Raw genomic sequence first — 25,316 nt, 5'->3', positions numbered from 1 at the left:
TTTCCTCCTTCAATATCTCCTGTTAAATCGGCTTATTTCCGTTTGAATTGTGATAAGAAGCGAACATCGTTTGTATAGAAGTGGCGAATGTCATCAATATCATACTTCAGCATCGCCAATCGCTCGACGCCCATTCCAAAAGCAAAGCCGCTGTATTTCGTTGAATCAAACCCGCTCATTTCAAGTACGCGTGGATGAACCATGCCGGCTCCGAGCACTTCAATCCAGCCGGAATGCTTACAAATCCGGCAGCCGTGACCACCGCACATTCCGCAGGATACATCAACCTCAACAGAAGGCTCGGTGAACGGGAAAAAGCTTGGACGAAGACGAATTTCCCGATCCGCCCCGAAAAATGATTTCGCAAACGTTTCAAGAACCCCTTTCAAGTCACTCATCCGCACGTTCTCATCAACGTACAAACCTTCGATCTGCATGAACTGGTGGGAATGCGTCGCATCGTCATCATCGCGCCGGAATACTTTCCCCGGACAAATGATTTTCACCGGACCTTTCCCGTGATAGCGCTCCATCGTTCGCGCCTGAACCGGCGATGTGTGGGTCCGCAGCAATAGCTCCTCCGTGAAATAGAACGAATCCTGCATATCGCGGGCCGGATGATCTTTCGGCAGATTTAATGCTTCAAAGTTATAATAATCTGTTTCAATTTCGGGCCCTTCGGCAACAGTGAAACCAAGACCGATAAAGGCATCCTCCACCTCTTCGACAACAGCGGTTAAAGGATGAGTGGAACCGGCCTGAACCGGACGACCTGGTAAAGTGACATCAATGCTTTCGCTCGCGAGCTGGGCTTCAATTGCCGCTTCCTCAAGCGCTGCTTCCTTCCTGTCGACCTGCTCTTTAATTGCATCGCGGACATCATTGGCCATCTGACCGATGACAGGACGCTCCTCCGCCGATAATTTTCCCATACCGCGCAACACTTCTGTAATCGGGCCTTTTTTTCCTAAGTATGCGACCCGAACCTCCTGCAATGCTTTTTTGTCCTCGGCCTGCTTGACCTTCTCCAACGCTTCATCACGTAACGTTTCTAACTTCTCACGCATCTGTTTTCCTCCTTCTTTTCGACCATGAACCTACTTTTGCTTCACACCCGCTTCGGGCTTCTTTCGAGCATCCGCTAATCGTGCGACGCCTTCCCTCAAATCTTCCTGGAAATCGCAAAAAAAGAGCCCTCAATCCCGGTAAGGGACGAAGACTCTCGCGGTACCACCCTATTTAACGCAGAAAGTGACTGACTCCTGCATTCGCTCCATTGATTTAACGGCAATGACCGGTACATCTTCACGAGTGATCTCATTCTCTCGTGCTCCGATGCCTGCTCCAGAGCGAATTCGGAATTTCCTGCTATAAGAATGCTTTCAGTCAAGGCATTCTCTCCCTGCATAGCGGTTTCATTCGTACTACTCTCTTTCGTCGCATTTTGCTTTTTTCACTTGTATGATGATCGCTTTTTCATTATAGAAAAACTTCAGCGCTGATGCAACCTTATCCTCGTAAATAATAAAGGAGAATCCCGGTCGCCACGGCGACATTCAACGATTCTGCTTCTCCATAAATCGGAATGTACAAATTCTGATCGGTCAGCTCCAACAGCTCCGCCGACACCCCTTCTCCTTCATTCCCCATCAGCAGTGCAAAATCACGCTGCGGCTCAATCGCCGAATAAGAGCTGGCACCCTTCAGGGCGGTGCCGAAGACAGGGATTTGAGCCTGTTTAAAGCGTTCAATCCAGTCCAGCAAATCTCCCTTCAACACCGGCAAGTGAAAAATCGAGCCCTGCGACGCCCTAATCAGCTTTCCATTAAAAATATCGACACAGCCGTCACCGACAACAACACCGGTTAAACCGGCGCTGTCCGCCGTCCTGATCATCGTTCCTAAATTCCCGGGATCCTGAACGCGGTCCACCAGGAGATATTTTCCTTCCGTAATCTCGGCAGCCGGCGATTCAGGAAGCTCACATACGGCAATGACACCCTGAGGCGTTTCCGTTTCAGCGAGCTCTTTCATCACTTGCGGGCTAAGCATGATAACATCAAGCTCAGACAGCGACCACTCCGGAGGCAGAATCGTGTCATCCGTCAGCAGCACTGTATTTACTTTGATCGATGCCCGTAACGCCTCTTCCACAAGATGAAAGCCTTCGACAAGAAACTGTCCGGCCTTCTCGCGTCCTTTTTTCGTATGGAGCTTTTTCCAGCCTTTTACCTGCTCATTTTTGCTTGAATCAATCCTTCGCATGCGGCACTCCTTTACCTCTCTTTTCTACCCCTCATCATACCGATTTTTACAAACATAATCCAGTCTGATTTCAGCCATACTACAAGGAGAAAGCATTATGAACTGGAAAGGAGGGCACAAAGATGGGCTTTAACCTTCGTGGTGCGATTATGGCCAACATTCAAGGCAGCTCAGAAGAGGATGTCGAAGCAACGATCCTCGATGCGATTCAGCGTGGAGAAGAAAAGATGCTGCCGGGGCTTGGCGTATTGTTTGAAGTATATTGGAAAAACGCAGACGAGCAGCAAAAAGAAGAACTGTGCCAGCAGATTAGCCAGGGACTGCAATAAACAATAGAGGGATTACCGCCAACAGTGCCAGCTTGACGGTAATCCCTCTTGTTTTTTAGCCAACCATTAATCAAACGTAATCTTTTCAACCGTTTCGCGATCGAGCTTTTTGATGACCTCAACGAGCAGCTTCACCGTATTTTCATAATCATCACGATGCAAAATCGCGGCGTGAGTATGAATGTAACGGGTCGCGACCGTAATGGAAAGCGCCGGAACGCCATTCGCCGTAACGTGAATCGCACCGGAATCCGTGCCCCCGCCGGCCATCGAATCATATTGATACGGAATATTATGCTCATCAGCAGTTGACGTCACAAATTCACGCAAGCCTTTGTGCGAAATCATCGAAGCATCATACAGAACGATTTGCGGCCCTTCGCCCATTTTCGCGAGAGCTTCTTTTTCCGTTACCCCGGGCGTGTCGCCGGCGATGCCAACATCGATTCCAAAGCCGATATCAGGCTGGATCAAATGCGCTGATGTACGCGCTCCTCTTAAGCCGACCTCTTCCTGAATTGTCCCGACGCCATACACCGTATTCGGGTGCTTGGCATCCTTTAGTTCACGCATCACATCAATCGCAATCGCGCAACCAATCCGATTATCCCACGCTTTCGCCATTAAGTACTTTTCATTCTTCATGACGGTGAATTCACAGACCGGGACGACCGAATCGCCGGGACGCACGCCGAATTCAAGCGCTTCCTCTTTGCTCGAGGCACCGATGTCAATGAACATATCCTTTTTATCAACCGGCTTTTTCCGGACATCGGCCGGAAGAATATGCGGCGGCTTTGACCCGATTACCCCCGGAATGTTCCCTTCCTTTGTCATGACCGTGACCCGTTGGGCAAGCATCACTTGCTCCCACCAGCCACCGACGGTCTGAAAGCGGAGAAAGCCTTTGTCATCAATGCTTGTGACCATAAAGCCGATTTCGTCGAGATGACCGGCAATCATTATTTTCGGGCCGTCCGCCTGGCCGACCTTTTTGGCAACAAGACTGCCAAGCTTATCGGTCGTCACCTCGTCGGCAAACGGCTCAATATAGCTTGTCATTACTTCTCTGACTTCACGCTCATCGCCGGAAATGCCGTTCGCATCGGTCAAGTCTTTCAGCATTTGCAGACGTTCATCAAGCTTCTTCATTATGTACATTCCTCCCATGATCAAGTCGTGCCTCATTTTTAGTATACATAAAAAGCGCGATCCTACTCAATCAATCTAATAGCCGACATCCTGCCGTTCATGATTCACTTTATTTTTTGCCAAATAACCGTCTTCGATTTCCTCATGCGAAAAGCCAAGCTGCTGGCCTAACGCCAGGAAGGCTTCCATCAGGGCAAAGTAGTTCTCTTCTGTTGGAGCAAGCTGCAACCGGTGTGTCGTTTCCATCACGAGCAGAAATTGCCCGGTTAGTGTTTCCTGATGGGGATATGATTGAAGCGGCTGCGGGTAACGAAAGCCGAGCGCCAGTCCGAGTGTCAGGACGAAATGCAAGCCGTCGACATACTCCTCCAAAATGACGCCGCGCTCCGAGGCCGGCTTCCGGCTCCAATATTTAAAACAGCGCGTTTCGTTCGCCAGTTCACCAAGCTCAACAAGAAATGCCAGCTGCTGCTCCTGAAACAGATCAGCCTGCGTGAGCTGATGCTCGGTCATAATCCGGTTGTTTAATTTCTCCTGGATGTCAAATAGCTTTTGAATATCCAACGTTATCCCTCCCCTTGAACTTGATTATAACAATTTTTTTAAAAAAAGATGCAACCAAATCTTTTCTGATTCGTATAACTGATTAACTACTTTACTTCCTTTATAAAAGTATGTCAAAATCATTCTATTCACTGATCCCTCATAAAGGAGGAATGAAACATGGTCATTCTCTTTCGTTTCTTAATTTTATTAGCTCTTATAATTCTGGCTTACTCGGCCTTAAAGTATTTATTTCACCCGCGCCGCAAGCTCGAGCAGGCCCATGAACGCCAGCAGTTTTTCTTCTACGATGATGAGAAGGACGTCAGGAAAAACTTCCTCCTCACCTACAAAGGTGTGATGTTTGAAGGAGAAAAATATTTAGGAACGACGGAGGACTCCTTCGAGATTGTTTCCGTCTATATCTGGGCGAGACAAACCGACCGGCTGAACGGCTTTTCCAAAGAGGATTTTCAATTTATTGCCGATGATGTTCATCTTCGCTATCCGAATGCAAAAATCGAATGGAAAAGTCCGATTAAAGAGCTGCTGCGAAAAGAATAAGCAAGAGGGGTGCGCCAAAAGGGAAGAAACCTTTTTGACACACCCCATCTTTTTTTGATCGCTGTGAAGCTTTTAAGACCGCTGACGCTCACTCTTTCTTCTCCGCAAAAAAACCGGCCCAGCTGACGGATGTTGTGCGCTTCGGCCGGAAAAAGAGAAAGAGCAGCGCTAGAAAAAGAGCAAATACCATCGTCCCGACAAGCGGCAGCTCATGCAGCATATCACCAAAGGATGTATAAACGACCGCCGGTGGGATACTGACGATAAAGGATTGCTGTGTATACTTTTTTACATTGTTTGTCGTTTCCATAATATAAAGCGACACGAGATGGAAATGGACAAATGGCATCAACCTCATCACCATCATCTGTGGCAGCGTCAGGCGATAATCATCTTTCAGCATACGTCGCTTTAAAGCAGCCACCTTTTTCCTGACACCCGGAAAAAGATACACAAGCCAGTAAAAAACGAAGCTGACTGCGGTCAGACCGATAATCGAATAGAGCGAGCCGGCCAGCGTCCCGAATAAATACCCGCCAAGCAGGCAAATAAACAGGACCGGTATGAAGAAGATCTGCCTGATGACATGCAGCAAAATAAAGAACACCGGGGCGAGCCAACCGCTTTGCTCAATTACGAATAAAGACTTTCTGAGAAACTCTTCCATTGTCAGCTCCACCTCCTCTACTACCTTATGCTTGTATCGCGGAAATGATGAAGACCAGAGCCAGCACCTGAATCAGGATAATAAGCGGAACTCCGATCATAAACCGTTTATGCTTCGTCTTATGACGAAAAAATCTCATGCCGATAAAGGAACCAAGGCTTCCACCGATGATCGCCCAAAGAAAGAGCGTCCGCTCTGAAATGCGCCTCTGTTTCTTTCGCGCCTTTTGCTTATCAGCTCCTACAACGATGAAGGAAAGCACATTCACCAGTAACAAATAAAGGACTCCTGCTCCCATCTTCGCCCCCGCCTTTCTGCCAGTCCGCGCATGTTAATCAGAAAAAAAGGATGTCCCAAAAAGCCTTAGGCTCCGGGACACCCTCTCTTCCTTTTTGTGAGATAACCCCTAGGCACTGTATCCGTTGCTTTTAGAGCTGTCTCTTCTTTATGCGTTAAGGCTTGCTTTTGCTTTCTCAGCAAGCTGAGCGAATGATTTCTCGTCATTAACAGCAAGGTCAGCAAGCATTTTGCGGTTTACATTGATCTCAGCAAGCTTAAGACCGTGCATGAAACGGCTGTAAGAAAGACCGTTCACACGGGCAGCCGCGTTGATCCGTGTAATCCAAAGCTTACGGAAGTCGCGCTTCTTTTGACGACGATCACGGTAAGCATAAAGCAAGGACTTCATTACTTGTCCTTGAGCTGATTTGAATAATGTATGTTTTGAACCGAAATATCCTTTTGCTAACTTTAAAACCTTCTTACGACGACGACGAGCGACATAACCGCCTTTTACTCTTGGCATCGCAGTTCCCTCCTTTTTTCTATCAGAAAAACATCAATTATTTTTTGTACGTTAACATTTCACGAATACGTTTGAAGTCACCAGAGTGAACAATCGCAGATTTGCGGAGCTTCCGCTTCTGCTTTGTTGATTTGTTTGCAAATAAGTGACTAGTGAATGCGTGTGAACGCTTCAGCTTTCCAGATCCTGTTTTCTTGAAACGCTTTGCAGCGCCGCGATGAGTTTTCATTTTTGGCATAACTCAGGTCCTCCTTTAATCTACTTCGAATCGATGTTACTTCTCCACCTTTGGAGCCAAGATTAAGAACATGCTGCGTCCTTCCATCTTCGGCTTTGCCTCAATCGTGGCAACATCTTCACATTCTTTCGCCAGACGCTCTAATACCCGGCGTCCGATTTCGGAGTGGGTAATCGCCCGTCCGCGGAAGCGGATCGCAGCCTTTACCTTATCTCCCTTTTCCAGGAATTTACGCGCATTACGAAGCTTTGTGTTAAAGTCATTATCTTCAATCGTCGGGCTAAGACGAACTTCCTTGACGTTAATGATCTTCTGCTTCTTGCGTGTTTCCTTGTCTTTCTTTTGTTGTTCATAACGGAATTTTCCGTAGTCCATGATACGACACACAGGCGGTTTCGCAGTTGGAGCGACACAAACTAAATCAAGATTGACATTCTGCGCCATTTCAAGCGCTTCCTGCTTCGACTTGACCCCAATCTGATCACCGTTTGCTCCAATAAGACGTACTTCACGCGCACGAATCCCTTCATTGACCAACATGTCTTTACTAATAATGAGCCACCTCCAAAGGATTTTAAACGGATCAAAGCACTTCACGCATATTGCTTCCATTCAGAACAAGAAATGTTGCATGCTCCTCATTCCTCATTCAATATAAAAAAAGTGCAGGCACAATACGCCCACACTTTGTTCATTTGAAAAATGAATGTTAATGTACCTGCCAACTGCCATTCGCGTCAATCAGGTGAGAAGCGGGCGCTTCTGCTTTGTGTCCAATGTGTAATTGTTTACTTGCCAACTATAGCATACCCGTTGATAGGTGTCAACTCGTTTAGCGACCGACCTATTTATTTTAACGTTAACAGGCTGAGATTGCAATGACGAATTTTTTCTATTGCTGCTTACTTCTTTACTTCCGCACTCAGCTGCTCAATGAACTGCGCAAGTGGGACGGATTGCGAGTCCTGCTCCCCGTACTTGCGGACGTTGACGGCGCCTGCTTCCATTTCCTTATCACCGATAACGAGCATATAAGGAATCTTCTGCATTTGCGCTTCGCGGATTTTGTAGCCGATTTTTTCATCGCGCTCGTCAATATGAACACGGGCCCCGAGCTGCTGCAACTGCTCCTGCACCTGTTTTGCATAGTCCAAATGGACATGCGGTGAGACCGGAATGACCTGAACCTGCACCGGCGCGAGCCATGTCGGGAAGGCGCCCTTGTATTCCTCAAGTAAAAAGGCGACAAACCGTTCCATGGTTGAGACGACACCACGGTGGACGACGACTGGTCGATGCTGTGCGCCATCCTCGCCGACATAAGTTAAATCAAAGCGCTCCGGCAGCAGGAAGTCAAGCTGGACGGTGGAAAGTGTTTCATCCTTGCCGAGAGCGGTGCGGACTTGCACATCAAGCTTCGGCCCGTAGAAAGCAGCTTCTCCTTCCGCTTCATAATAGTCGACATCGCCAAGCTCATCCATCGCTTCCTTCAGCATTCCCTGCGCTTTTTCCCACATCGCATCATCATCGAAGTACTTCTCCTTATCCTCTGGATCGCGATAGGAAAGACGGAACTTATATTCCTTGATGCCAAAATCCTCGTACACTTCGCGAATGAGGTGAACGACACGGAGGAATTCCTCCTTAATCTGGTCAGGACGGCAGAAGATGTGAGCATCGTTTAACGTCATCCCTCTGACACGCTGCAATCCGGAAACCGCACCTGACATTTCATAGCGGTGCATCATTCCAAGCTCGGCAATCCGCAATGGCAACTGACGGTAGCTGCGCATGTCCTGCTTGTACACCATCATATGGTGCGGGCAGTTCATCGGACGGAGAACGAATTCCTCGTTATCGCGCTCCATGACTGGAAACATATCATCCTGATAGTGATCCCAGTGGCCGGATGTCTTGTACAGCTCGGAGCTGCCTAGAATCGGTGTATACACATGCTGGTAGCCCAGACGCTCTTCTTTATCGACGATGTAGCGCTCGATGATGCGGCGTACCGTCGCTCCTTTCGGCAGCCAGAGCGGCAGCCCCTGTCCCACTTTTTGCGATAAGGCGAAAATACCAAGCTCTTTTCCTAGCTTACGGTGATCCCGCTCCTTCGCTTCTTCAAGCAGGCGAAGATGCTCCTGCAGGTCTTCCTTCTTAAAGAAAGCTGTCCCGTAAATACGTTGCAGCATTTTATTTTTGCTGTCGCCACGCCAATAGGCGCCCGCCAAACTGAGCAGCTTGAATTCCTTCACCTTATTCGTGCTCGGGATATGAACACCGCGACAGAGATCAAAAAACTCTCCCTGCTCATAAATCGTCAGCTTTTCCCCTTCCGGAATTGCCTCGATTAATTCAAGCTTGTACGGGTCACCAAGCTCTTCGTAAATCCGAACCGCTTCATCCCGGGTGACTTCAACGCGCTTGACTTCAAGATTTTCGGAAATTATCTTTTTCATTTCCTTTTCGATCTTCGGCAGATCCTCTGCCGTAATTGATTCCTCGGCATCTATATCGTAGTAAAAGCCGCCTTCAATGACCGGCCCTATCCCTAAGTGAACATTTTTGTGCAGCCGTTTAATCGCCTGGGCCATAATATGAGCCGTGCTGTGGCGCAAAATGTCCAACGCATCCTCGCTATCCTGCGTGACGATTTCAATCTTTCCATCCGTCTGAAGCGGTGTTCTTAAATCAACCAGTGTACCGTTATGCTTCCCAGCCAGCGCTTTCTTTTTCAGTCCCGGACTAATCGAAGCCGCAACCTCTTCTGTCGTTGTCCCTTTGGGAAACTCCTTTACCGCGCCATCGGGAAACGTTAATTTCATTGTCATGACTGTCCACTCCTTCTTTCTGATTTACTTGAGTACAACAAAAAACACCCATCCCTCTATTGACATAGAAGGGACGCGTGTCATTCGTGGTTCCACCCTTATTCAAGACTGAAAAATTCCTTTAGTCTCCTCATTTGATGCAGGATAACGGCTGCATGCCGGCGCCAGTTTCCACAATGCTGTGTTCCCCTCGCGCAGTTCAGAGGTGGTAAGCGTGCGATTCATGTTAAGAAGCTCCCAGCAATCACTTCTCTCTCTGAAAACAGAATTTTCCGCAGCTCGTGTCCTCGTCGTGACCCTTACTCATTTGACTGTTGATATGTAGTATTATAGGGAGCGCAAGCTGGAAAATCAAGAGGATTTCAAAAGTTGGTTGATTCTGGCTCATAAGCCCGCAATGGATAAAGGCGCAATCTTTCTTCAAAAATAGCCTGCAGCGTCAGGATCACCCCGTCATCCGGCTCATCGGTGAAAAGATAAACCCTCCTTGGCAGCAGACTGACAAGCGGGCTCACGACCATTTCCTCAACTTCAAGCGCTTCTTCAAACATAAGCTCGACATTCAAATGAAACAGCAGCTCCTCACGCGTCAAACGACGGAAGTGCTCATCATAGAGCGTGAAGCCCTGATCATGGACGATATGCAAACATGAAAATTTCGGCTGATGCGATTTGACATAATGCCGGAGGTCTTCAATCATATTTTGATATTCCTGCTCAAGCATATATTCATCAATCGCCATTTCCACACAATCAATCAGCATCTCTCCATATTCCCGCAGGCGGAACGTCAGAAAAGGCTCATAAAAAAAGCTCGTTTCTTCTTCGACATGATTGGCAAATGCTTCATAAATATAGGCGCGGCGATTGAAAAACGTCTTCATCATCGGCAGATCATCGCGATCTCCTTCTAAAATGGCTCGAGCAATGGTGATAATTTCCTGTTGCTCCTCCTTGGCTGTAAAATAGAACATCGTTTCGACGATATCAAGCAGCCATTCCTCTTCCTTCGTACTGATCACATAATCGGTCAGCACGGAAACGAGCAATGGGTGAAAGGAATCATAGAAATTAACAAACTGATTTTCATAGTTCAGTAAAATCGTCGTTTCTCCTTCTTTTTCCACCGTTCCTTTCAATCCATAGGCAGCGTAATTTTGGATATACGTTCTAAGCTGATCGAGCAGCTGCTTGCAATCATCGGTCTCTTCAAAATGGATTGCGATCAACGCTTATTCCCCCTTACCGTCTAACGAACTTCTTCTGCTTCCTTTTTCCTTATCCGTATTCAGACAGGCTCTACTCCATCCTATGACCGCTTTCCAAAAAAGATGATGGGGAATATGCGAAAAACGCGTCTTTCAGTAAGAAAAACGCGTAGCTTCCTTGCTAGCAGCGGCGTGTGGAGCCGTTACCATCGTTTAAGAATGAAGAATCTTGAAATTTTTTTACTTTCTTACTCCTAAAAAAAAGCTGTCCCAAAGGCTTTCCCTCTGGAAACAGCTGATTTTCGTTTTTTAATTTTGCATAATAAAGTCTTTCTCCGCCTGCTCCTCACCTTCAAACACGTGAAGAATTTCATACTTTGTATTGCGCTGAGCCGGTATTTTCCCAGCTTCGCGAATAAGCTTGAGAATTTGGTTCGTGTTAACCTTATGTGTTGTACCCGCTGCCGAGACGACATTTTCCTCCATCATCGTGCTGCCGAAATCATTGCAGCCGTATTGCAAGGAAAGCTTGCCGACCTCTGGTCCCATCGTCACCCAGGACGATTGGAAATTGGCGATATTATCGAGAAACAGCCGCGAGATCGCGACGTTTTTTAAATAGTCTCGTGAGCTGAGCTTTTTCGTTTTCCACATTCCTGTATTTTCCGGCTGAAAGAGCCAGGAAATAAAGGCGGTAAAGCAATTTGAGCGATCTTGAGCATCACGGATGCGTTGGAGATGCAAAGCGCGCTCCTCATAGGATTCACCAAAGCCGATGACCATCGTCGCCGAGCCAAACATCCCGACGCGCTTCGAAGCTTCCATCGCTTCAATCCATTGCTCCCACGTGATTTTCAATCGGCTGACACGAAGTCTTGTTTCCTCGGTCAGGATTTCCGCCCCGCCGCCAGGCATGCTGTCAAGCCCCGCTTCGTGCAGCTCGCGTAAGACGTCCTCAACACCAAGTCCTGACACTTCGGCGATTTTCCACACTTCAGCCGGAGAAAAGGAATGCATCCATATCGGGAAGCGCTTTTTGATCTCGCGCAGCAAATCGGTATAATAGCTAAGAGGGAGATCCGGATTCGTTCCTCCCTGCATTAAAATTTCTGTTCCGCCAACAGCGACGGTTTCTTCGATCTTTTTGAAAATCTCTTCATCTTTTAACACATAGCCTTCTTTGCTGCCAGGCGCCCGGTAAAACGCGCAAAAACGGCAATACGTGTCACAAAAGTTCGTATAATTGACATTTCGGCCAATCACAAATGTCGTAACCGGTTCCGGATGCCATTTCTTCATGATCGTATTCGCCGCTTCGCCCATCTTCTCCACTTCATCGCTCTCATAAAGAGCAACCGCATCTTCCATCGACAACCGCTCACCATTGACCGCGCGCTCTAAAATCGCATCAATGCTCATATATATCGTAACCCCCGAATCTTTCAAAATAGGATACTGTTATCGTATCATAGAAAAGCTGATTTATCTAACGCGAGCGGCGGTTTTTCCCTTCTACCGTCACAAACGCCGTGAAATGCTTGATCCGCTCCATAATCCGCTTCGCCTTCAGTTCCTCAATCCCACCGCGGTCCGAGTAAGCAAGATGCTCCTCCAGCTCCTCATAATCATAATTGGATGTAAATAAGGTCGGCAGCTTTTCCAGCATCCGGTGCTGCAAAATCGCACCAAGTACATCGTCTCGAATCCAGCCGGAAATCGTCTCGGCGCCGATATCATCCAGTATGAGCACCTGGACATTTTTGACCATATCCAGCTTCTGCTGAAAGCTGCCGTCGCCGATTGCCTGCTTCATTTCCCGGAAAAAATCAGGCGTGTAGACAATCATCGAGCTGATCCGTCTGCCTTTTAACGCATTCATCACCGCGCCCATAATATGTGTTTTGCCGACGCCGAATTTCCCATAAAGGTACAGTCCTTCTCCGTTCTCGCCCGGGTTCGCATGCAGCGCAAACGCAAGTGCCTTGCGACAGGCTTCCGCCCTGTCCTGGTCGCGGTCAAGCGTATCGAAGCTCGCTTCGAGAATCTCTTTCGGCACATAGAGAGAGCGCATTAGCTGCTGCTGCTGCTTCTTTTCATCCTCTTCACGCTTTAAATGACACGGATGGTAATGGAGGTCGAGCGCCCCTTTCTGGCTGATCAGCTCCGGCCGGTAGCCTTTCATCATGTTCGGACAATTCGCGAGCCCCGGACATGTTTCGCAATGATAGCTTTCCTTGCGAAATTCATATAACTTAACAAGACCCTGCTCAATACTTTCCTGAGTAATGTCCGGATTGCGTTGTAAAGCAGACTGCACGAGAGGGTCCGTCAACAATTCCTGCATCGCCTGATCAAGCCGCTCTCTCAGGCTGCTGCTTTGCATCCAGTCGGTTAACGATGATTGAATCGATTTCACTTAGCTCTCTCCCTTCCCGGCCTTACTTTTCTTCAGCTCTTCCAGCATCTCTTCAAAGCTCTTATCCCCCGAAACCGGAAGTTCGTTTCGCCCGGAAGGAGGAGAGGCCGCCGCTTTAGTATCCTGCTCTTTCTGCTTTTCGGCAAGCAGCCATTTCGGCAGCTTGTCCCGCCGCGGATTCGCTTTGCCCTTCGTTGAGGCTTTCGGATAAGAACCGGACCGCCGGCTGTTTTGATTTGACTTATTCTGCTCAAGCAGAGCAAGCTGCATCGCTTCCTTCACCGTTCGCACTTTCTTTCTCGCCCAGTGACTGGCGATTTTATCAACCAACGCCTTGCTGAGCTTCATATCCTGACTCCAAAGAATAAAATCGAGCAGCACGTTGATCACACCAGGCAACAGCTTATGATCAAGCATCAGTGATTCTATTATTTTAACATCCGCCGCCGCGACTTTGGCTCCATCAGAGCGGATTTCCAGCAAGGTAAGTGGTGGCGTCGTTTCATAAAAATGGATGATCCGCTCCTCCTCTGTCGCCGGCTCGCGGGCAGTTATGCTCCGTTCCTTTAAAGGATGAGTCCGTAAGCCGAGAGCAGGCGGCTCTGTTCCCTGTTCAATTTTGTACCATTCCTGCACCTTTTTACGCAGCTGCTCGCTGCTGACCTCCTCCTCATGGATGAAGGTCTGTTGAACGATACTGCTCATCTCCAGCGGCTCGATTTTATAGACAAAGGCGAGCCTGATAATCGCCGACTTGATCTCTTCCGTCAACGCCGAGTCCGGGACAATCGACTTCGATAAGCTTTTTTCAAACAGCTCAAAGTCGAATTGATTCGAAGCAAAGGTGACATCCTGTTCATCCTGCCTGCTTATGAGCGCTTTTCGCTCATCAACATGCAGCACCTTCCCCGTTTCCGACTTCAGGTTCGAGACCATTTCAGAATGGTGGAGCGATGCGTATACTTCATCAAAGGCGTATGTCAGCTCTGTATATTCCTCACGTGCGACTTCATCAAGCATAAATCGTTCGCGCAGCTGACGGTAATAGGTCTTACCGAGGCGATTAAACAAATAAACGCTCAGAACATCATTTTCAAAAAACTGCCTTGGTGTCATCGGCGGCTGCAATTCATATAAATACGTTGACCCTTCCTCATCCTTGCGCTTGAAGGTTTTCAGTAAGCCGATCGCCTCCAGCTTCTTCCGCTCCTCATAAATCACCTCGAGCGATTCACCAAGTAAGAGCATCAACTGGCGGTGAGTGAGTTCCCCGCTCCAATATTGATCGCGTTCAAGCTGGGAAAGAAGCGTCAGATAGAGACTATGGGCACTTGCTCCGATTAAAGGCTGATACAGTAAAGTAAGTGTCAACCGATCCTGTTCTGCCAGGTAATAGCTCGTCCGCACGGTAAACCGATCAACAGGTAGTAACTCTTTCCAATGCCATGTCACCAAAGGTCCCCTCCTTTTCATGATGTCTGTCGTGCTCTCTGATTGGTATGTACAGCAGGCCAAAACAGCGTAAAAAGAGCTTGCAGCGCTAGTTCGCTTTAAGCTCCATCGTTACTCGTTCTTATTCATCAAATCGGTCAGCTCTTTAATAAACACATTAATATCTTTAAATTGACGGTACACCGACGCAAAACGTACATAGGCGACATCGTCGACATCGGCAAGACGCTCCATCACCAGCTCTCCGACATCATGACTGTGTACTTCGTTTTTTCCTCTGCCTCGCAGCTCCCGTTCAACACTGCCTACAATCTGTTCAAGTGTTTCGAGCGAGACCGGTCTCTTTTCACAGGCTCGAATCAGACCGCGAATGATTTTATCCCGGCTGAACTCCTGGCGCGTTCCGTCTTTTTTGACAACGATAAGAGGAACCTCTTCGACCATCTCAAAAGTCGTAAAGCGGTGGTTACAGGCTTCGCATTCCCGGCGGCGGCGAATCGAGCGCCCTTCATGACTTGGTCTTGAATCAAGAACCCGAGTTCCATTATGGTGGCAGGCAGGACAACGCATTGAATCATCTCCACTTTCCCCAGTCGTACTTTAACATTATTATCTTTCATCATATAGAAAAAAGGAATCGCTGACAAGCATCGTTATGATAATTCGTCCCCTAAACCCGATCCTATGTACGGCAAATTTTGGTCTAACGCTTTGTAAAAAGCCAAAATCGCTTTCCGGCTTTGTCCAAAATCGGATGGCAGCACCGTGTCAATCGAACAGGACACATCGACCGCTGTCCGGAATGGTTTAACGGTAATGACCGTTACGATAAAAAGATTTTTCCCGTTTACGCTTGTCGCAACAATTTCACCGCGCTCCGCCTCGACTCTTTTCACCGTCCACTGCTGATTCTCTATGACCTTCCCAGCTGCCTCGAGAGCCTTGTCCTTCGTCGTTTTATAATAACGGGTCTTCAGCTCGTTCAGCGCGTGCTGTTCGCCCGTCTCCGTCCGTTTGCTAAAGAGCTGCCCGAATGTGTCCTTCAGTGCCATTTTTCCTCCCCCGTCCTTGTTGGCTTGATATCCTTATCATACCATACCAAGCCTGGCAGCGCGTGAAAAGACGACGGAATTGCTTAAAGGGGCGCCCCAAAAGCTACCGCTTCTAGGACACCCCTCTTCTTATAGTGCTTGTACTTTTGATTTTTCAATTTTGACCGGGCCCATTCCTCTAGGTACCTCAATCACTTCTGTTGTGGTAGCTCCAAGGGCCTCTGCAATATAGTTAGATGCCACGTTAGGATCGATGCGATCCCCACACGTATAAACATCAATGCTCGCATAGCCATGTTCTGGAAAGCTGTGAATTGTCAAGTGAGATTCAGAGATAATCACTACCCCGCTCACACCATGTGGTGCAAACTTATGGAAAGCAACCTCCCGGACTTCCGCTCCTGACTTTAATGCAGCATCCACAAAAACCTGTTCAATATAACCCATATTATTCAACTTCTCCACGTTACAACCCCAAAGCTCAGCAATGACGTGACGACCCATAGTGTCCATAAGTTGAATCCCCCTTTACAAAGAAATGTCATGCCTTCTCAAACATGTAGGAACGTCTATTTACACGGGGGAAAGTTAGTCCAGAGAGGTCCTAACCCTTTCTGCAAATGAATCATCCCTAATTAACTGTAATTGAAGTTCACGAAAATCAGTATACTTCGTTTGTAATTTGATTGCAACAGTTAGAATTAAATTTTTTTGAAGACTTTTGCCAAGCAAGGATCCTCCTCCCATTCCAACAGCAAAAAGGAAGGAGCCCGGGGCAAAAGGTTGATTTTCCCTTTTGCCCCGGGCTAAAGCAGTAAGCGAATACCATACTGATGTCTCAAATCCGTACCGATGGAACGACTTTCCGCACAACGGAGCCGCTGTCACCTGTTTCATCTGAACTCAGCTTCTGTCCCAGCCCTAAAATTAGGATGTCTCCAGGCGCTGAACACTATGCATTGCTCTTCCGTAGTGAACAACCGCCTACGTCCGTCTCTGAACATCGCTTGTAGCCGCTTTTATGAAGCAGAATGAACCTCTTCCTTTACTAACAGCTTCCCGGCGACGAGATGAAGCAGATCGACAACGCGGCAGGAATAACCCCATTCATTGTCATACCAGGCCAGCACTTTCACTTGCCGCTTATTCATGACCATAGTCGACAAGCCATCAATAACCGATGACTGTTCTTCCCCGTTAAAGTCAATCGAAACAAGCGGTTCATCTGTAAATCCAAGAATTCCGTTCAGAGAACCGGCCGCCGCCTGCTGCAATGCCGTGTTGACTTCCTCAACGGTTACATCCTGCCCGACGGTCACGACGAGGTCGACAAGTGAAACATTTGGTGTCGGAACGCGAAGCGCCATCCCATTCAGCTTTCCTTCGAGCTGTGGCAGCACCTTCGAAATCGCCTTGGCCGCTCCCGTCGACGTCGGAATAATCGACTGTCCGCAGGCCCGGGCACGTCTTAAATCCTTATGCGGATTGTCAATGTTCTTTTGATCATTTGTGTATGAATGAACCGTAGTCATCAGTCCGCTTTCGATCGAAAACGCCTCATCAAGCACCTTGGCGACAGGAGCCAGACAATTCGTTGTACAGGAGGCATTCGAAAGAATGTGGTGCTTGTCGCTATCATAAGACTGCTCGTTAACGCCGATCACGATTGTCTGGTCTTCTTCCTTCGCCGGAGCAGTGATGATCACCTTTTTTGCGCCGGCCTCAAGATGATAGCCCGCTGTTTCCCGCGTTTTGAATTTCCCCGTTGCTTCAATGACAATATCGACGCCAAGCTCCTTCCACGGCAGCTCACGCGGGTCTCTTGATTGAAGCAGTTTCACTTCTTTTCCATCTATAATAAGCGATTGCTCTTTAGCCTCAACCTTTAAAGGAAAGGTTCCATGTATGCTGTCATACTTAATGAGATGAGCCAGCGTTTCTGCAGGGTAGCTCGCATTAATCGCTACGATATCAACTTTTTTCTCCTGCATTGCCTTTCGAAATACCATTCGCCCAATCCGCCCAAATCCATTTATGGCTGCTTTTGCCTTCATTAGAACGACTCCTCTCAGAAATAAGCTATACTTTATATCCTCTATTTTCAAAAATAGTATATCACATTATATGATTAAGTACGATTATTTTCTGCCCAAAAGTGAAATTTGTTGCATTTTTGGACGAATGCCACGGATAAACTACCTTAAGGGAAAAAAGGGAAGGGAATGTAGAACGTCGCAATCGATAAGAATCCGATCTCTTCATAAGGATGTATAATTAAATCGCGATGTTACGAAGGAAAGAAAGGGCTAAGGCTATGATTAGTAAAGCTGCTCAACTAACAATCCTTGTGAAGGATCAGGAGGCGGCCAAACAATTTTACACAGAACAACTTGGTTTTGCTGTTTGTATGGATATGGAATTTGGTTCAGGTGCTCGCTATTTGGCGGTTGCTCCAAGAAGGGATAATGAAACCTTATTCGAACTCGTAAAAGCGACCACACCGGAGCAAACAGCTTTGATCGGCAAACAGAGCGCAGATCAGGTTCTGATTATGTTTGAAACAGACGATATCGAAAGAGCGTACAGGGAAATGAAAGAACGTGGTGTCAGCTTTCACGGAGAGCCCACTGCCGTTCCCGGGGGAAAGGGAGTCGGCTTTGAGGACTTGTACGGCAATCAGTTTGATTTGTTTCAAGCGGATAAAAAAACGCAGAGCGGCTTTTTTTAAAAGCGGCGTGCGGAGTCGCCGCCCTTCCTAATATCAACCCGGAAATTTTATCCTTTCTTACCTTTTAAAAAAAGAGACAAACAAAAGGTGGATCGCCTTTTGCTGTCTCCCGTTCCGTGAGCGAAGCTGTCAGCGCATGCTGACTCCCCATTGCTGCAAAATTTCTTTCAGCTGCGCCTCGGTCTCCCCTTTTGTGCCTGAATTGTCAATCACCGCATCGGCCCGCTTGCGCTTTTCCTCCAACGACATTTGCGACGCGATGCGTTTGCGTGCGTCCGCTTCCCCTGCCTGATCACGCGCCATCAGCCGGGAAAGCTGCGTCTGTTGATCAACATAAACGAGCAACACTTTATCCACTAAATAAAACAGCTCACTTTCAAACAGAAGTGGAATATCATAGACAATCGTCGTCTCTCCCTGTGCGAGATAATCGTCCTTCCACTCCGCCATTCTCTGTCTGACAGCTGGATGAATGATCGCGTTGAGCGCTTTCCGTTCAGCCTCATCCTGAAAAATAATCGCTCCGAGCGTTTTTCGCGCCAGTGTCCCATCCTCATTCAACACACCTGGACCGAAATGATCGACAATCCGCGCCAGTGTGTCAGTGCCGGGCTCGACAACATCGCGCGCCGCCTGGTCGGCATCAATGACCGGAATCGAATACGAACGTAGCATTGCGCTGACCGTTGATTTCCCGCTGGCAATTCCACCTGTTAAGCCGATAAACAAGAGACATCCTCCTTACAAGCTGCATACCCCTAATGTAATTAACAATAGGCCAGGCAAAAATGAAAATTTCTTCAGCCATCGCGAATCAGAAAAGCGGTAGCCGCTTCTCATTCCGAGCGTAATAAACAACGCGCTCATTCCGGCGACGCTGATCGCCATCCAGACAGGAGAAAAGCCGATCAGGGCTGCTCCAAGCCCTGCTCCAAAGGCATCGAGAGATAACGCAATTCCCAGCAGTAATGCTTCAGGTCCATTAATCGTCCCGGAATTGTCAAAATCGGCAATCATCGGTTTTCGTAATATGCGAATCACGACGCCAAGTACTTTAATTTCAAAGCTGAGAATGACTTCATCTTCTTTTGTTTTCTCAGTGTTTTTTGCTGGCCTATACACCTGATAAAGGGCCCAAGCTCCTATTGTTATTAAAATAATTCCTCCGATAGACCCTGCCACCTCCGGCGAGAGGTAGGCCTCCATAATCGTACCGAAAAACATCGCAACCAAAATCGAAACAGCCGAACAAGCCGCAATAAACAGCAAGGATCGCCAAGGAAGCTTCATTTTACGCAACCCGTAGGTTAATCCGACACCGAAGCTGTCAAGACTAACGGCAAGGGCAAGAGTCAATAAGGAAACTATTTCAACCATCGTGATAAGCCCCTTCCTTTTCAACACTATGATAGTATATGGCAGGGGCCTATTCGATGTACGTTACTTTTTTTGACAGCTTGAGCAGAAATGCGTTCCTCGTCCGCCAACAACCGTTTTGCTAATGAGCGTCCCACAGCGGACGCAAGCTTCATCTTTTCTTCCATATACTTGCAGCCGCTGCTGAAACATGCCCATCTCTCCCTGGCCGTTGACATAGGATTTGATTGAGCTTCCTCCCTGCTCAACGGCGTCGCGCAACGTCTCTATAATGTCCTTGTGGAGCCGGACAACCTCTTCTTCCGTTAAAGAAGCCGCCGTTCTTTCAGGATGAAGTCCGGCGCGAAACAACGCTTCATCGACGTAAATATTTCCGAGTCCGACCACTGTTTTTTGATCAAGCAAGAACACCTTTATTGACCTGTTTTTATGTCGGGTTGCTTCATATAAAAGCGCCGCTGTAAACCGATCCGACAACGGCTCAATTCCGAGCTGCGAAAGAGGCAGCGCGCCCTCCTCCTCACCCTTTTTAAAAATGTGCATCGTTCCAAACTTCCGCACATCCTGATAACGAAGCTCCGTCCCATCGGTAAATGTAAACAGGACATGTGTGTGCGGCAGCACCTCATCAGTCTCCTGATAAAGCCCGTAGCGCCCTTCCATCCGCAGATGGGAGACGAGTGTCAGCTCATCAAGCACAAACAGCAAAAACTTCCCTCTTCGCTTCATCGCACGAATCGTCTGGCCCACTAAGGCATCCTGAAACTGCTCAACCTCGCGTGGCTGCTTAATAATATTCGCCCATCTCACCTCGACGGCGTCAATCGTTTTGTTTACAACGAGTGTTTCCAATGTTCTTCTGACTGTTTCAACCTCTGGTAGTTCCGGCATCCTTCTCTCTCCTTACTTCGCGTCATACCATGTATCGCCGAATGACACATCGGCTTTCAGCGGAACCGCAAGCTCCATCGCCTGTTCCATCACATCCGGAACGAGCTTCATCACCTCGTCTAGCTCCGCTTCCGGCACTTCAAAAATCAATTCATCATGCACTTGCAGCAGCATGCGCGTCTTCAGCTTCTTATCATCTAGCGCAGCGGCCATATCAATCATCGCCTTTTTAATAATATCGGCAGCCGTTCCCTGAATCGGCGTATTCATCGCCGTCCGTTCGGCAAAGCTGCGTTTATTGAAATTACGGCTTGTCAAATCCGGCAAATAGCGGCGCCGCTGCAGGAGGGTCGACACATAGCCTTTCTCCCTTCCTTCTTCGATGATAGTGTCCATATATTCTTTTACCTTCGGGTAGCTTGCAAAATAGCGCTCAATAAAGGAGGCCGCTTCTTTTCTCGTAATGCCGAGGCTTTGCGACAATCCGTAATCACTGATTCCATATACGATGCCGAAATTCACGGCTTTCGCGCTCCGTCGCATATTGGCCGTCACTTCCTCTTTTTCGACATGAAAGACATCCATCGCTGTTTTTGTATGAATATCCATGTCCTTCCGGAACGCTTCGATCAACCGATCATCCTTGGAAATATGCGCTAAGACGCGCAGTTCAATTTGCGAATAATCGGCCGCAACAACTTTCCAGCCCGCTTCAGACGGCACGAAGGCTTTGCGGATTTTCCGGCCTTCTTCCAAACGGATCGGGATGTTTTGCAAGTTCGGGTCGGTTGAGCTTAATCGGCCGGTCTGCGTCAATGCCTGGTTAAAGCGGGTATGGACTTTCCCGGTTTCCTTCCGCGTCACTTTAAGCAGCCCCTCAATATACGTCGAGCTTAATTTGCCGAGCTGTCTGTAATGCAATATATGCTCAACAATCTCATGCTGGGGCGCGAGCTTTTCCAGCACATCGGCCGAGGTCGAATAGCCGGTCTTTGTTTTCTTGATCGGCGGCAGACCGAGCTTTTCGAACAAAATTTCCCCAAGCTGCTTCGGTGAATTAATATTGAAAGCCACCCCAGCCAGCTGATGAATCGTCTCCTCAAGCTCCCGAAGCCGGCGCTCCAAATCTTCGCCCATCGCCTTTAACTGCTCCGTATCAACCTTCACACCGGTCGTTTCCATATGGCCGAGAATAACAGAAAGCGGCATTTCGAGCTCGCGGTAGAGCTTTTCCTGCTCGTTCTTTTGCAGCTCTTCTTCCAGCAATGGCTTGAGCTGATAAAGCGCGTGCGCTTTGCGGGCGAGGTGCAGACCAAGCTTGTCCTGCTCCGGCACCTTCAGCTTCGCTCCCTTCCCATACACGACTTCGTCCTCCTGCACATCCTCAATTCCCTTGCGCTTTGCGACATCGGTTATTTCATGTGAGGAGAGCGATGGATCAAGCAAATAAGAAGCCATTTGCACGTCAAAATCAATCCCATCCAACAGCAAATCACGCCAACCGAGTACAACCACAGTCCGCTTTGCGTCAAAGACCCATTTTTTCGCTGTAGCGTCCTTCGCCCATGCGCGGAACAGCTCCGACTGTAAGGCAACCTCTGTCGGCACGAAAAAATGGCCTTCTTCATTTGAGATGGCGATCCCTTCAATCTCGGCCTGATGATAATTTTCTTTAAGCACTTCGACAATTAAAGCCGCCGGGCTCGTCAAATGTCTTTCTTCAATTTGACTGACGGTCTCATAATCGAGATCAGCAAGCTCTTTTTCCTCTTCCGCTGTCCCGTCATGATCAAATTTTGCCAGCAATGATGAAAAATCCAGCTCCTTCAGCAGTGCGACAACCTGCTTTGAATCATAATCGCCGAATTGCAGCTCTTCCAGCTCCTTCTCGTAAGGCACCTCCGTGTATATCGTCGCCAGCTCTTTACTCATCAAAGCCTGCTCTTTATGCTCTTCAAGCCGCTCCTTCATTTTCTTGCCTGAAAGTTGCTCAATCGAGGAAAGCACCTTTTCCACTGTACCGAATTCCTTTAACAGCTTCAGCGCCGTCTTTTCGCCAATTCCTGGTACTCCGGGAATATTGTCGGAGCTATCTCCCATCAGGCCTTTCATATCGATAATCTGCTCCGCTGTAATGCCGTATTTTTCGGCAAGCAATGCTTCATCATAATAATCGACTTGTGTAATCCCTTTTTTCGTCAAGGCAACCGTAATCCGTTCCGAAACGAGCTGCAGCAGATCTTTATCGCCGGAAAAAATTTTTACTTCCCAGTCTTTGTCCGCCGCCTGCTTTGCCAGCGTGCCAATAATGTCGTCCGCTTCATAATTCTCAGCTTCATAGCGGGCGATGTTAAAAGCATCAAGCAGTTCTCGCACTAAAGGAAATTGTTCGGACAGCTCAGGCGGCGTCTTCTGCCGGCCCCCCTTATATTCACTGTAGGTTTGATGCCGGAATGTCGTTTTGCCCGCGTCAAAGGCGACGAGCATATGCGTCGGCTTCTCTTCTTCAATAATTTTCAGTAACATCGTCGTAAAACCGTAAACAGCATTCGTATAAACACCTTTGTCATTATTTAACAAAGGCAAGGCAAAAAAAGCGCGATACGCAATACTGTTTCCATCTATTAATATGAGCTTCTTCAATCAAAAGGCCCCTCTCTGTTTCAAGTTTCGCTGTTTCTATTGTAGCATAGGCGTGTAAAAATGAGAAAAAGAGGGCGTGTTAAAAGGAGTTACATTCCTTTTAACACGCCCCTGGAACTTGAAGGCTGATGTCACTCGCCGAGTTTTAGCCAAACGGTCAAAAACCAACCATTTGGCTAAAACTCTTAATCAATATACCCCATCAGGATGCGGGCGTATGGTGAGTCGGCTGGGAGAACTATGACAGTGTCGTCGCCGATTGTTGTTTCATAGGATTGGAGAGTACGGTACAGCTGATAAAACTCCGGGTCGCGGCCGAAAGCATCATTGTAAATCCGGGCGGCTTCCGCTTCCCCTTCCCCGATGATTTCATTGGCGTCTGCTGTTGCCGTCGCAATCATTTCCTTCACTTCACGGTCGGTATTTGCTTGAATCCGGTTCGCTTCTGCTTCCCCTTGAGCCAAATACTCCTGAGCTGTCGAGTGACGCTCCGATATCATTCGACGATAAACCGCCTCTTCATTCTCGGCAGGTAAATCGGTTCGCTTCATCCGAACATCTGTTAACAGAATCCCATAATTGTTTCGTTCAAGTGCTTCGTTCACCCGATTAAGCACCAATTCATTAAAATTGCCTCTTGTCGGCGTCATCTCTTCATTAATAATTTCATCAAAGTCAAGCTGACCGAGCTCTGCCCGGATCGCCGAGAAAATCAATTCACCCATGATCGCTTCTGCCTGCTCCAAAGTTCGGGCATTGGCGATCATCATTTGCGGATTGTCAATCTTCCAGAGCGCGTAATGATCGGCAAGCATCCGCTTTTTATCGCGCGTATTAATTTCGGCGGGAGGGATATCATAAACCATCTGATATTTAGGCAATGTCGTCACCGATTGGATAAATGGCAGCTTATAGTTCAATCCCGGCTCGTCTTCGATCCGCACAACTTCCCCAAACTGTCTGACTACTTTGTATTCGCCTTCTTCGACAATGAAGAGGTTGCTGATAATGATCGCCAAAATGGCCACTAATACAACGGCAATAGCCCCAAGCTTAATATACTTACGCCACTCCCCATTCGGACGGCGTTCATTTAAATCAACAATGTTTTCATCACTCATTTAGTTCGTTCCTCCTTCTGCAGCAGCTTCCGTGCGCCGCTCAAGCGGTCGAATCGGTAAATAACTTACTGTATCTCCATTGCTGTCCATAATATATATTTCTGTCGACGGTAATACGCTCTCCAAAGTCTCCAGCACAAGCCGCTGGCGCGTGACTTCAGGGTTCACTAAATACTCATCATAAAGCGCCTCAAACCGGGCAACATCCCCGCGCGCCCGTTCAATGCGCTCAGTCCGTGTTCCTTCCGCTCTGGACATAATTGCGTCCTTTTCTCCTTCAGCGACATTAATTTCTTGATTGCGGTACTTCGTCGCTTCATTTATCTTTGTTAAACGCTCCTCACGCGCATCAGTCACTTCGGTAAAGGCCCGGCGCACTTCCTCAGTCGGAAGCTCAACGTCCTGAAGCTTCACATCCTGGATGCTCACACCGATTTGGTAGACTTCCAGCAGTTCAACAAGATTTTCAAACACCTTCGCTTCAATCTCAGGACGCTGGTCGGTCAGCGCATCATCAATATTTGAGCTGCCGATAACCCCACGCAACGAAGCAGAAGTCGCATTGTAGAGCACTTCCTGTGGATTCTCCGTGCTGTAAAGATACTGTTCCGGATCAGTAATCCGCCACTGGACGGCCAAATCGGCAAATAATATATTTTCATCACCGGTAATCATTTTGGCCTCATCCGTAAATTCAATCAATTCACCTTCATTTTCCTGATAACCTACTTGAAGGTTATATGTACCCCGTGACAAAATTTCCACTTTTTGAATCGGCCACGGCATTTTAAATTTCAGACCCGGCTCTGTAATCGTTTCATCCACTTTACCAAATGTAATCAGGGCCGCTTGCTCTGACTCGTCGACAATATACCAGCCTGTAATTAAAAATAATGCTAAAATGGCAATTCCAACTAACGAAACAAACCCTACTAACAATTGCTTAATCGTCATCTTATCATCCTTCCATTCTTTCTACCTTTATTTACGAATATGCAAAAATAAAGGTTTCATTCTTTTTTAAGATTCCTCAC

At 47.8% G+C, this 25,316-nt stretch carries 27 protein-coding genes and 2 other annotated features; of the genes, 3 read left to right on the top strand and 24 right to left on the bottom strand.

What is annotated here, in order from left to right:
• Positions 1-32 precede the first annotated feature (32 nt).
• The gene (gene pheS, locus M3212_RS02740) at positions 33-1,067 is read right to left on the bottom strand and encodes a phenylalanine--tRNA ligase subunit alpha (protein ID WP_251192412.1); all 1,035 of its coding nucleotides are present in this window, start codon (positions 1,065-1,067) and stop codon (positions 33-35) included.
• Positions 1,068-1,205: 138 nt separating this feature from the next.
• Positions 1,206-1,447 (bottom strand) — a binding site (T-box leader).
• 62 nt (positions 1,448-1,509) lie between these two features.
• Positions 1,510-2,265 carry a TrmH family RNA methyltransferase gene (locus M3212_RS02735; RefSeq protein WP_251192411.1) on the bottom strand — a complete coding sequence of 252 codons (756 nt, stop codon included), beginning with the start codon at positions 2,263-2,265 and terminating at the stop codon, positions 1,510-1,512.
• A gap of 122 nt (positions 2,266-2,387) precedes the next feature.
• Here M3212_RS02735 and sspI point away from each other — a divergent pair, with 122 nt between their 5' ends.
• Entirely contained in the window at positions 2,388-2,594 is a 207-nt protein-coding gene (gene sspI / locus M3212_RS02730; protein ID WP_251192410.1) for a small acid-soluble spore protein SspI, read from the top strand.
• Positions 2,595-2,660: 66 nt separating this feature from the next.
• Here the strand turns inward: sspI and M3212_RS02725 are convergent, their stop codons facing one another.
• Both M3212_RS02725 and M3212_RS02720 read right to left on the bottom strand, forming a co-directional pair.
• Positions 2,661-3,746, bottom strand: coding sequence for a M42 family metallopeptidase (locus M3212_RS02725; RefSeq protein ID WP_251192409.1), 1,086 nt, complete (start codon positions 3,744-3,746; stop codon positions 2,661-2,663).
• Positions 3,747-3,821: 75 nt separating this feature from the next.
• Positions 3,822-4,310, bottom strand: a complete 489-nt coding sequence (locus tag M3212_RS02720; RefSeq protein ID WP_251192408.1) for a dUTP diphosphatase — start codon at positions 4,308-4,310, stop codon at positions 3,822-3,824.
• Positions 4,311-4,469: 159 nt separating this feature from the next.
• Between M3212_RS02720 and M3212_RS02715 the strand changes: the two genes are divergently transcribed.
• Positions 4,470-4,853 (top strand): sigma-w pathway protein ysdB, encoded by a 384-nt coding sequence (locus M3212_RS02715; protein ID WP_251192407.1) that lies wholly within the window; start codon positions 4,470-4,472, stop codon positions 4,851-4,853.
• 88 nt (positions 4,854-4,941) lie between these two features.
• Here the strand turns inward: M3212_RS02715 and M3212_RS02710 are convergent, their stop codons facing one another.
• The 14 genes from M3212_RS02710 to M3212_RS02645 form a co-directional block, all read right to left on the bottom strand.
• Entirely contained in the window at positions 4,942-5,520 is a 579-nt protein-coding gene (locus M3212_RS02710) for a TVP38/TMEM64 family protein (RefSeq protein WP_251192406.1), read from the bottom strand.
• A 25-nt stretch (positions 5,521-5,545) separates the two neighbouring features.
• On the bottom strand, positions 5,546-5,818 hold the full coding sequence (locus tag M3212_RS02705; protein ID WP_251192405.1) for a DUF1294 domain-containing protein: 273 nt from the start codon (positions 5,816-5,818) through the stop codon (positions 5,546-5,548).
• Positions 5,819-5,965: 147 nt separating this feature from the next.
• Positions 5,966-6,325 (bottom strand): 50S ribosomal protein L20, encoded by a 360-nt coding sequence (rplT, locus tag M3212_RS02700; RefSeq protein ID WP_251192404.1) that lies wholly within the window; start codon positions 6,323-6,325, stop codon positions 5,966-5,968.
• A 37-nt stretch (positions 6,326-6,362) separates the two neighbouring features.
• On the bottom strand, positions 6,363-6,563 hold the full coding sequence (rpmI, locus tag M3212_RS02695) for a 50S ribosomal protein L35 (protein ID WP_251192403.1): 201 nt from the start codon (positions 6,561-6,563) through the stop codon (positions 6,363-6,365).
• A 36-nt stretch (positions 6,564-6,599) separates the two neighbouring features.
• Positions 6,600-7,103 carry a translation initiation factor IF-3 gene (gene infC / locus M3212_RS02690; RefSeq protein ID WP_251192580.1) on the bottom strand — a complete coding sequence of 168 codons (504 nt, stop codon included), beginning with the start codon at positions 7,101-7,103 and terminating at the stop codon, positions 6,600-6,602.
• Between the two features lie 111 nt (positions 7,104-7,214).
• Positions 7,215-7,337, bottom strand: a sequence feature (ribosomal protein L20 leader region).
• A gap of 128 nt (positions 7,338-7,465) precedes the next feature.
• Complete coding sequence (thrS, locus tag M3212_RS02685) at positions 7,466-9,394, bottom strand: threonine--tRNA ligase (protein WP_251192402.1); 1,929 nt, start codon at positions 9,392-9,394, stop codon at positions 7,466-7,468.
• A 362-nt stretch (positions 9,395-9,756) separates the two neighbouring features.
• Entirely contained in the window at positions 9,757-10,623 is an 867-nt protein-coding gene (gene ytxC / locus M3212_RS02680; RefSeq protein WP_251192401.1) for a putative sporulation protein YtxC, read from the bottom strand.
• A 288-nt stretch (positions 10,624-10,911) separates the two neighbouring features.
• Positions 10,912-12,021 carry a cyclic dehypoxanthinyl futalosine synthase gene (mqnC, locus tag M3212_RS02675; RefSeq protein ID WP_251192400.1) on the bottom strand — a complete coding sequence of 370 codons (1,110 nt, stop codon included), beginning with the start codon at positions 12,019-12,021 and terminating at the stop codon, positions 10,912-10,914.
• A gap of 67 nt (positions 12,022-12,088) precedes the next feature.
• A complete protein-coding gene (dnaI, locus tag M3212_RS02670; RefSeq protein ID WP_251192399.1) occupies positions 12,089-13,018 on the bottom strand; it encodes a primosomal protein DnaI in 930 nt (309 codons plus the stop codon).
• Positions 13,019-14,470 carry a replication initiation and membrane attachment family protein gene (locus M3212_RS02665; RefSeq protein WP_251192398.1) on the bottom strand — a complete coding sequence of 484 codons (1,452 nt, stop codon included), beginning with the start codon at positions 14,468-14,470 and terminating at the stop codon, positions 13,019-13,021.
• A 111-nt stretch (positions 14,471-14,581) separates the two neighbouring features.
• The gene (gene nrdR / locus M3212_RS02660; protein WP_251192397.1) at positions 14,582-15,040 is read right to left on the bottom strand and encodes a transcriptional regulator NrdR; all 459 of its coding nucleotides are present in this window, start codon (positions 15,038-15,040) and stop codon (positions 14,582-14,584) included.
• A gap of 83 nt (positions 15,041-15,123) precedes the next feature.
• Entirely contained in the window at positions 15,124-15,522 is a 399-nt protein-coding gene (locus M3212_RS02655; protein WP_251192396.1) for a DUF1499 domain-containing protein, read from the bottom strand.
• 129 nt (positions 15,523-15,651) lie between these two features.
• Positions 15,652-16,035, bottom strand: coding sequence for an adenosylmethionine decarboxylase (gene speD, locus M3212_RS02650; RefSeq protein ID WP_285873973.1), 384 nt, complete (start codon positions 16,033-16,035; stop codon positions 15,652-15,654).
• Between the two features lie 506 nt (positions 16,036-16,541).
• The gene (locus tag M3212_RS02645; protein WP_251192395.1) at positions 16,542-17,576 is read right to left on the bottom strand and encodes a glyceraldehyde-3-phosphate dehydrogenase; all 1,035 of its coding nucleotides are present in this window, start codon (positions 17,574-17,576) and stop codon (positions 16,542-16,544) included.
• Between the two features lie 260 nt (positions 17,577-17,836).
• Between M3212_RS02645 and M3212_RS02640 the strand changes: the two genes are divergently transcribed.
• Positions 17,837-18,250, top strand: a complete 414-nt coding sequence (locus M3212_RS02640; RefSeq protein WP_251192394.1) for a VOC family protein — start codon at positions 17,837-17,839, stop codon at positions 18,248-18,250.
• Positions 18,251-18,379: 129 nt separating this feature from the next.
• Here the strand turns inward: M3212_RS02640 and coaE are convergent, their stop codons facing one another.
• From coaE to hflK, 6 genes are all read right to left on the bottom strand, one after another.
• Positions 18,380-18,979 (bottom strand): dephospho-CoA kinase, encoded by a 600-nt coding sequence (coaE, locus tag M3212_RS02635; RefSeq protein ID WP_285873972.1) that lies wholly within the window; start codon positions 18,977-18,979, stop codon positions 18,380-18,382.
• 12 nt (positions 18,980-18,991) lie between these two features.
• Complete coding sequence (gene ytaF / locus M3212_RS02630) at positions 18,992-19,627, bottom strand: sporulation membrane protein YtaF (RefSeq protein ID WP_251192393.1); 636 nt, start codon at positions 19,625-19,627, stop codon at positions 18,992-18,994.
• A 63-nt stretch (positions 19,628-19,690) separates the two neighbouring features.
• Positions 19,691-20,518 carry a DNA-formamidopyrimidine glycosylase gene (gene mutM / locus M3212_RS02625; protein ID WP_251192392.1) on the bottom strand — a complete coding sequence of 276 codons (828 nt, stop codon included), beginning with the start codon at positions 20,516-20,518 and terminating at the stop codon, positions 19,691-19,693.
• A gap of 12 nt (positions 20,519-20,530) precedes the next feature.
• Positions 20,531-23,161, bottom strand: coding sequence for a DNA polymerase I (polA, locus tag M3212_RS02620; RefSeq protein WP_251192391.1), 2,631 nt, complete (start codon positions 23,159-23,161; stop codon positions 20,531-20,533).
• 185 nt (positions 23,162-23,346) lie between these two features.
• Complete coding sequence (gene hflC / locus M3212_RS02615) at positions 23,347-24,282, bottom strand: protease modulator HflC (protein WP_251192390.1); 936 nt, start codon at positions 24,280-24,282, stop codon at positions 23,347-23,349.
• Complete coding sequence (hflK, locus tag M3212_RS02610) at positions 24,283-25,236, bottom strand: FtsH protease activity modulator HflK (RefSeq protein WP_251192389.1); 954 nt, start codon at positions 25,234-25,236, stop codon at positions 24,283-24,285.
• Between the last annotated feature and the right edge of the window lie 80 nt (positions 25,237-25,316).

The sequence above is a fragment of the Halalkalibacter oceani genome (assembly GCF_023715705.1).
Lineage (GTDB): Bacteria > Bacillota > Bacilli > Bacillales > Bacillaceae_D > Halalkalibacter > Halalkalibacter oceani_A.
This window is presented reverse-complemented; position numbering and strand designations above follow the sequence as displayed.